The sequence below is a fragment of the Geodermatophilus sp. TF02-6 genome (assembly GCF_003319115.1).
In the GTDB taxonomy this organism is placed as follows: Bacteria; Actinomycetota; Actinomycetes; order Mycobacteriales; family Geodermatophilaceae; genus Geodermatophilus.
Map to the genome: position 1 here is coordinate 1 of NZ_QOHF01000045.1, position 8,150 is coordinate 8,150.

At 74.5% G+C, this 8,150-nt stretch carries 8 protein-coding genes; 5 read left to right on the forward strand and 3 right to left on the reverse strand.

Translation table 11 applies throughout. The features are described 5' to 3' along the window. Window positions 1-154: 154 nt before the first annotated feature. From DQ238_RS22390 to DQ238_RS22400, 3 genes are all read right to left on the reverse strand, one after another. Entirely contained in the window at window positions 155-2,110 is a 1,956-nt protein-coding gene (locus tag DQ238_RS22390) for a methyl-accepting chemotaxis protein (RefSeq protein WP_158550892.1), read from the reverse strand. 157 nt (window positions 2,111-2,267) lie between these two features. After that, a complete protein-coding gene (locus DQ238_RS22395) occupies window positions 2,268-2,504 on the reverse strand; it encodes a DUF3107 domain-containing protein (protein ID WP_113783457.1) in 237 nt (78 codons plus the stop codon). 154 nt (window positions 2,505-2,658) lie between these two features. Then, complete coding sequence (locus DQ238_RS22400) at window positions 2,659-3,300, reverse strand: TetR/AcrR family transcriptional regulator (RefSeq protein ID WP_113783458.1); 642 nt, start codon at window positions 3,298-3,300, stop codon at window positions 2,659-2,661. Between the two features lie 68 nt (window positions 3,301-3,368). Here DQ238_RS22400 and DQ238_RS22405 point away from each other — a divergent pair, with 68 nt between their 5' ends. From DQ238_RS22405 to DQ238_RS22425, 5 genes are all read left to right on the forward strand, one after another. Further along, entirely contained in the window at window positions 3,369-4,433 is a 1,065-nt protein-coding gene (locus DQ238_RS22405; RefSeq protein ID WP_113783463.1) for an alpha/beta fold hydrolase, read from the forward strand. Between the two features lie 281 nt (window positions 4,434-4,714). Continuing rightward, a complete protein-coding gene (locus tag DQ238_RS22410; RefSeq protein ID WP_233496222.1) occupies window positions 4,715-5,536 on the forward strand; it encodes a DUF3152 domain-containing protein in 822 nt (273 codons plus the stop codon). A 182-nt stretch (window positions 5,537-5,718) separates the two neighbouring features. Continuing rightward, entirely contained in the window at window positions 5,719-6,879 is a 1,161-nt protein-coding gene (gene moeZ, locus DQ238_RS22415) for an adenylyltransferase/sulfurtransferase MoeZ (protein ID WP_113783460.1), read from the forward strand. Window positions 6,880-7,080: 201 nt separating this feature from the next. Continuing rightward, a complete protein-coding gene (locus tag DQ238_RS22420) occupies window positions 7,081-7,659 on the forward strand; it encodes a TIGR03086 family metal-binding protein (protein ID WP_113783461.1) in 579 nt (192 codons plus the stop codon). A gap of 30 nt (window positions 7,660-7,689) precedes the next feature. After that, window positions 7,690-7,983, forward strand: coding sequence for an MGMT family protein (locus DQ238_RS22425; RefSeq protein ID WP_113783462.1), 294 nt, complete (start codon window positions 7,690-7,692; stop codon window positions 7,981-7,983). The last annotated feature ends 167 nt before the right edge of the window (window positions 7,984-8,150 follow it).

Sequence of the window (8,150 nt, forward strand, 5' to 3'; positions counted from 1 at the left end):
CCGCTGAGCCGCTGCCCGTGTCCCGGTCCGGGGACCCTCCGGGCCCCCGCGACCGGTCCACACCGCGGCCAGCTGCCGTTCCCGACCGCCGCTGAGCCGCTGCCCGTGTCCCGGTCCGGGGACCCTCTGGGCCCCCGCGACCTGGACACGGCTCCTAGACCTTGAACTGCGACACCAGCCGGGACAGCTCGGCCGTCACCTCGGCCAGCCCGTCGGCGGCCGACTGCGCCTGCGCGGCGTCCCGCTCGGTCTCGGTGCTCACCGTCGACACGGTGACGACGGCGTCGGCGATCGAACCGGTGCCCTGGGCGGCCTCGGTCACCCCACGCGACATCTCGCTCGTCGTCGCGGTCTGCTCCTCGACGGCGCTGGCGATGGTCGTCTGGTAGTCGCTGATCCGCGAGACGACGTCGTCGATGCGGGCGATCGCGGCCACGGCGCTGTCGGTGTCCCCCTGGATCGCCTCGATCCGGCGGGCGATGTCCTCGGTGGCTCTCGCCGTCTCCTGGGCCAGGTCCTTCACCTCGGTGGCCACGACGGCGAAGCCCTTGCCCGCCTCGCCGGCGCGGGCGGCCTCGATGGTCGCGTTGAGGGCGAGCAGGTTGGTCTGCTCGGCGATACCGGTGATCACCTGCAGCACCTCGCCGATGGCCCGCGACGACCTCCCGAGCTCGGCCATGGTCCGCCGGGTCGACTGGGCGACGCCCACCGCCTCGCCGGCGATCCGGGCCGCCTCCGAGGCGTTCGAGGCGATCTCGCGGATGCTCGCGCCCATCTGCTCGGCCCCGGCCGCGACGGTCTGCACGTTGCGCGACACCTGCTCGGCGACGGCCGACACCTGTTGTGCCTGCGCGCTGGTCTGCTCGACCGACCCCGCGAGCCGTCCGGAGACGCCCGACATCCCGGCCGAGAGCTCCACCAGCGACCCCGACGCCCGGCCGATACCGGTCACCGTCTCGGCCACCTTGGCGACGAAGCGGTTGAACGCCGCGCCGAGCCGGCCGATCTCGTCCCTGCGGGCCTCGTCCACCCGGGCGGTCAGGTCACCGTCGCCGTCGGCGATCTCCTCCATCCGGGAGCGCAACGCGTCCAACGGCGCCACCACGCGGCGGGCGACGAGGAAGGTGGCGCCGGCGGCCAGCAGGAGGGTGACGAGGGCGCCCATGAGGATCGTCGTCCGGAGTTCGTGCGCGTCGGCGAGGATCGCGCTCTCCGGGATCTCGACGAGCACCGCCCAGTTCTGCTCGGCGCCCACCTCGATCGGCGCGGCCACGTAGACGGTGTCCCCCTGCTCCCCGTCGAGGGTGCGCTGCACGGTCTCGCCGTCCTGCACAGCCGCTGCGGCGACCTCCGCCATCGGGCCCTCGGCGGCCGAGCCGGCCTCGTCCCCCGGCCGGTTGCTGGCGACCACCAGACCCTGCGACGACACCAGCACCGCGCGGCCGACGTCGTACGGGCGGATGGCGGCCACCTGTTCCTGGATGGTGGCCAGCGGCATGTCGACGCCGGCGACGCCGATCGCCCGGCCACCCACGGAGACGGGGGTCGCCAGCGAGGTGATGAGGACCTGCTTCCCGGCCACCTCGTACAGGTAGGGCTCGATCGCCACCGAGCGGCCGGTGTCCCGCGGGAGCAGGTAGTAGTCGCCCGCGCCCGGGGTCTCGTAGTCGACGAGGGCGGTCACCGCGACGGCGTTCCCGTCCCGGTACCAGTACGGGACGTAGCGGCCGCTCGCGTCGGTGCCCGGGGTGCCGGCGAAACGACCGTCGGCCCCGTCGAACGCCTGCGGTTCGAAGGCCGACCAGACACCGACCAGCGCGGGGTCGGCGGCGAGCAGCCGGGCCTGCAGGGCGTCGGCGTAGGAGCGGTCGCCCCGGCGGCCCTCGACCTGGGCGGCCAGGGCCTGCGCCAGGGACTCGGCCGTGTCGCGCTCGCGGCCGAGGTCGGCCTCGACCTGTTGAGCCTGGTCGACCGCCACCGCCGTGGCGTTGCGCAGCCCGTCCCGCTGGGTCTGGCCGGCGGCCAGGGTGGCGATCACGGCCACCAACCCGCCGAGGGCGACGACGAGGACCGCGACGATGCTGACGACGAGACGGATCTTGACGCTCACGGGGGACGCTCCGAGGGAGATGCGTGCGACGGAGGTGTGCACCGTCTTGCATCGGCCGACGGACCGTGGTGTTGACCGCAAAGCGAACGGGATCAGGGGCCCGCACACGGCGACGGGGCGCCGTCCGGATGGACGACGCCCCGTCGGGACGGGTCTCTCAGGAGCCGGCGATGAAGCCCACCCGGCGCTGGTCGGGCTGGGCGATCTCCACGTAGGCGATGCGGTCGACCGGGACGAGCACCCGGCGGCCGCGGTCGTCGACCAGCGTCAGCACGCCGTCGCCGGTGGTGCCGGCCATGGCCTTGGTCACCAGGTCGGCGATCTCGTCGGGGGTCTGGGGGCTGTCGATGACCAGCTCCCGCGGGGAGTGCTGGACACCGATCTTGACTTCCACGGGGGGATGCCTCCTCGAGTTGCGCGGCTGCGGTCCACGCTAGTGCAGGGGGCACGCCGCCGACCTGCGGTGCGGGTGCGCCGTCAGCGAACGTGGCCCCGCTGCAGGGTCCCGCCGCGAGCGTGCGAGCGGTGGGGGGCAGGGGGGTCCTTCTTCAGTGCGCCGAGCCCTCGATGCGGGGGAAGCCGGAGATCCCGCGCCACGAGAGGGCCGTCATGAGCGAGACCGCCTCGTCGCGGGAGACGGTGCCCTTGCGCGGCAGCCACCAGCGGGCGCTGGTCTCGGCCAGCCCGGTCATCCCCGCGGCCAGCAGCAGCGAGCGCTCCGGGTCCAGGCCGGTGTCGGCCGCGATGACCTCGGCGATCGCCTCCACGCAGGCCCGGTGGCCGCGGTCGGCCAGCTCGCGGACGTCGTCGTCGTTGCGCAGGTCGGACTCGAAGACCAGGCGGAACGCGGCGCCCTCGGCGTTGACGAAGTCGAAGTAGGCGCCGACGGCCCCGTCGACGCGGGTGCGGTTGTCGTCGGTGCCCTCCATCGCGCGGCGGACGTTGTCGGTCAGCGCGGTGACCTGCTGCTCGAGCAGGGCGAGGTAGAGCTCCCGCTTGCCCGGGAAGTGCTGGTAGAGCACGGGCTTGCTGACCCCGGCCCGGTCGGCGATGTCGTCCATCGCCGCGGCGTGGAAGCCCTGGGCGACGAAGACCTCCTGCGCGGCCTGCAGCAGTTGCAGCCGCCGGGCACCCCGCGGCAGGCGGGACGAGCGGCGGGCGGGCGCGGAGGCGGGCCGGGGCAGGTGCATGGTGCACGGATGTTACCGGCGGGTCACCCAGCCGCGCGTCGAGCGCGGTGCTGGCCTACCGTCGGCCGGTGCCCGAGCTGCCCACTCCACCTCCCGGCCGGCCGGTCCGGCCGGCCCGGCCGTCGACCGCACCGCTGCCCCGGGCCGACGGCGTCCCCCCGCCGTGGCCCGGGGGGATGGTCGCGGTGCGCGGCGGCGAGGTCTTCGTCCGGCGCACCCCCTGGACCGGCCCGGTGGACGGCGAGCGGGACGGCGCCCCGCGGGAGCGGGCGCTCTACGTCCACGGCCTGGGCGGGGCCTCGACGAACTGGACCGACCTCGCCGCGCTGCTCGCCGTCCGCTTCGACGGGTGGGCGGTCGACCTGCCCGGCTTCGGCCGCTCGCACCCGCCCACGCGCGGCTCCTACTCCATCCGCGGGCAGGTCGCGGCCGTCGTCGACGTCCTGGAGCGGATCGTCGCCGAGCCGGGGGAGGGCGCCGGCCGGCCGGTGCACCTGCTGGGCAACTCGCTCGGCGGCCTGGTGGCGCTGTTCGTCGCCGCGAGCCGGCCCGACCTCGTGGCCACGCTGACCCTCGTCTCGCCGGCGATGCCGGTCTACCGGGTGCCGCGGACGTTCAGCCGGGCGCTGCTGCTGCTCCTGCTGCCCGGGGTGCCGGCGCTGGCCGAGCGGCGCCTGGCCGGGGTGACGCCCGAGCAGCAGGTCCGCGGCTTGGTGCAGGTGTGCTTCGGCGACCCGCGGCGGGTGCCGCGGGCCCGGCTGGACCAGGCGCTCGAGGAGATGCGGGAACGGGCCGGGCAGCCGTGGGCGACGCGGGCGCTGACCCGCAGCATGCGCGGGCTGATCACCTCCTACCTGCACGCGGGCGCCGCCAACGCCTGGCGCCTGGCCCGCTCGCTGCGCCCGCCGACGCTGGTCGTCTGGGGTGACCGCGACCGCCTGGTCGACCCCGCCCTCGCGCCGCGGCTGGCCGCCGCCGTCCCCGACGCGCGGCTGCTGGTCCTCGAGGGGGTGGGGCACGTGGCGATGCTGGAGGCGGCCGAACCGACGGCGCGGGCCGTGCTCGCCCTGGCCGAGGACGCCGCCGCGGCCGCCGCCGGCGACGCGGCCGGGACCGAGGCCCGCGCCTGCTGAGCCGGTTCCCGGGACGCCGCGCTCCGGCACGCGCCACTCGCGGCGAGCCCTCCACGGCAGGCCGCCGGCCGTGAGAACCTGACCGGGTGAGCCCCGCGGACGCCCCTCCCGGCCGCGGGTCGGGCAGGCGCCCCGGGTCACCACCGGCCGCCGGCCCGCGCAGCCGCTCCCCTCGCGAGGACGCCGGCCCGCCGGGAACCCGCTGCGACACGGTGTCCCGGTCGCCGCGCGAGTCCGTCCGCCCGGCCCGGCCGGCGCCACCTCGGCGGCCGGCCGGACGGGTGCGCCGCTTCGTGGCGCGGTGGGGGTGGCGGGCCTACGCCATCCCGCTGCTCACCGTCGCCACGGTGCTCACCCTCGCCGACCTCGCCGTCGGCGGCGGGCAGGCCGAGCCGGCCGCGGCCCCGGACGCTGCCACCAGCCCGGCGCTGGGCACGGCCGCGACGGCGCCCGGCGCCGTCGAGGGGGAGCCGGTCGCCGGACCCACGTCCCCGCCGTCGGCGTCGGCCGAGGGTGACGCCGGGCCGACCGGGACCCCACCGGCTCCGTCGGACGCCACCGGGTTCGTGCAGCGGGGCGCGGGGAGCGTGACGGTCGTCGACGGGACCTCTCCGGTGTACGGCTCCGGGCCGCTGCACCGGTTCGTCGTCGAGGTCGAGGACGGCATCGGCGTGGACGGGCCTGCGTTCGCCGCCGCGGTCGAGGCGACGCTGGGCGACCCGCGGTCGTGGGGCAACGGCGGTCGGATGTCGTTCCAGCGGGCGGGGGCCGCCGCGGCCACCGCGGGTGACTACGAGTTCAAGGTCACCCTCATCAGCCCGGGCAACATGGAGACCTACTGCCCCGGGGTGGGCACGGGCGGCTACACGTCCTGCCGCTACGGCGACCGCGCGGTGGTCAACCTGGCCCGCTGGGAGACCGCCGTCCCCGACTACCAGGGCGACGTCGCCACGTACCGGCAGTACGTGGTCAACCACGAGGTCGGGCACGCACTCGGCAACGGCCACCAGCAGTGCCCGGGCCCGGGCCGGCCGGCGCCGGTGATGCAGCAGCAGACCCTGGGCCTCGACGGCTGCACGAAGAACGCCTGGCCTTACCCCTGACCCCGCCGTGATCATCGTCGGGTGGTCGCCGTCTCCGGCGTGTCGGACGACCACTCGCCGATGATCAACGGGAGCAGCAGCTGGCCGCATCGGGTGCAGCGGGAAGAGGAGGGCGTGCCGCGCTGTTGTCCCGACGAACGCCGGCCCGCGCGGGCCGCTGTCGAGGAACTGAGGAGCAGCTCGTGTCCCTGCCACCCCTGGTGGAGCCCGCCGCCGACCTCTCGATCGACGAGGTCCGCCGGTACAGCCGGCACCTGATCATCCCCGACGTCGGGATGGACGGTCAGAAGCGGCTGAAGAAGGCCAAGGTGCTCGCCGTGGGCGCCGGCGGCCTCGGCTCGCCCGTGCTGATGTACCTGGCCGCCGCCGGTGTGGGCACGCTGGGCATCGTCGAGTTCGACGTCGTCGACGAGTCGAACCTGCAGCGGCAGATCATCCACGGCCGCTCCGACGTCGGCCGGTCGAAGGCGGAGAGCGCGCGGGACAGCATCCGGGAGATCAACCCGTTCGTCGACGTCCGCCTGCACGAGACGCGGCTGGACAGCGACAACGTGCTGGAGATCTTCGGCCAGTACGACCTGATCGTCGACGGCACCGACAACTTCGCCACGCGCTACCTGGTCAACGACGCGTGCGTGCTGCTGGGCAAGCCCTACGTCTGGGGGTCGATCTACCGCTTCGACGGGCAGGTCTCGGTCTTCTGGGACGAGCACGGCCCGAACTACCGCGACCTCTACCCGGTGCCGCCGCCGCCCGGCATGGTGCCCTCCTGCGCCGAGGGCGGCGTGCTGGGTGTGCTGTGCGCGACGATCGGCGCGATCCAGGCCACCGAGGCGGTCAAGCTGATCACCGGTATCGGGGAGACGCTGCTGGGCCGGCTCATGGTCTACGACGCCCTGGAGATGACCTTCCGGGAGATCAGGGTGCGCAAGGACCCCGACGCCGAGCCGATCACCGGCCTGATCGACTACGAGACGTTCTGCGGCGTCGTCTCCGACGAGGCCCAGCAGGCCGCCGCCGGCTCGACGATCACCGTCGACGAGCTCAAGGACATGATGGACAACGGCAAGGACTTCGAGCTGATCGACGTCCGCGAGCCCAACGAGTACGAGATCGTCTCCATCCCCGGTGCGACGCTGATCCCCAAGGACGAGATCCTCTCCGGCCGGGCGCTGTCCCGGCTGCCGCAGGACAAGCCGATCGTGCTGCACTGCAAGACCGGCGTCCGCTCTGCCGAGGCACTGGCCGCGGTCAAGAACGCCGGCTTCGCCGACGCCGTGCACGTGCAGGGCGGCGTCACCGCCTGGGCCACGCGGATCGACAAGACGCTGCCCACCTACTGACACAAGGACCCCCTGCCCCCCACCGCTCGCAAGCTCACGGCGGGACCTTGCAGGGGGCCGCCGTCCTCCGCACCCTTCGCAGGCTCAGGGTGGGCCCCTTGACGGGGGCCGTTCCAGTACGTCACCGGGCCCGGGTCGCCTCCCCAGGGAGTCGGCCCGGGCCCTCGCGCTGTCCACCGGGGTCCCTGTCTACTGAGGTGCATGGCCGAGATCGCACCCGCCGAGCTGCTCGAGCTCTTCCAGCGCGCCCAGGCGCAGTTCACCGACCGGGTGGACGCCGTCGAGCCCGACCAGTGGGAGGACGAGGCGCTACCCGACTGGACGGTCGCCGACCTGGTGGCGCACCTGGTCAGCGAGATGCTGTGGGTCCCGCCGCTGCTCGCCGGCGAGCCCCACGCCGAGGGCCGCTTCCCCGAGGACACCACCGACCTGCTGGGCGAGGACCCGCTGACCGGCTGGGAGACCGCGGCCGACCCGGCCCTGTCCGCGTTCGCCGAGGACGACGCGCTGATCCGCACCGTCCACCTGTCCCGGGGGCCGACGCCGGCGGTCGACTACATCGAGGAGCTCACCGCCGACCTCACCGTGCACGCCTGGGACCTCGCCCGCGCCACCGACGGCGACACCGACCTGGACCCGGCGCTGGTCACCGCGGCCCTGGTGGTCGCCGAACGGCTGCCCGACGAGGGCGTCCCCGGGTTGTTCGAGCCGCCGCTGGACGCGCCGGCCACCGCCTCGCCCCAGACCCGGCTGCTGGCCCGGTACGGCCGCCGCGGTTGACCCGTCGGTGTCCTCGGCCCCGGTGACGGCGTGACCGGATCGGGGCTCGACGTCGACGAGGCGGTGTTCGACGTCGTCGAGCGCATCCCGCCCGGGCGGGTGAGCACCTACGGGGCGATCGGCCGGCTGGTCGGCGTGGGGCCGCGGAGGGTCGCCCGCGCCCTGGCGCAGGGCGGGGGAGCGGTCCCCTGGCACCGCGTGGTGCGGGCCGACGGCACGGCCGCCGAGCCGGTGCGCGTCCGGCAGCTGCAGCTGCTCGCCGCCGAGGGGGTGCCGGTGCGCGGCGGCCGGGTCGACCTGGCCGCCGTCGGCTGGCCCGATTGAATTTTCCCAACTTAGCAGAATAGCGACAAGAGAATACAACGAGGCTTATTCACGCGCCGGCAAAGAAGTATAGACCGATTACCGCCGAGATCGTTTCCTTGAAAGTGTTGAGGGGACGCCGGTAGTCGGTGTGCAAGATCCGCCATGTCTTCAGGTGCGCGATTGCC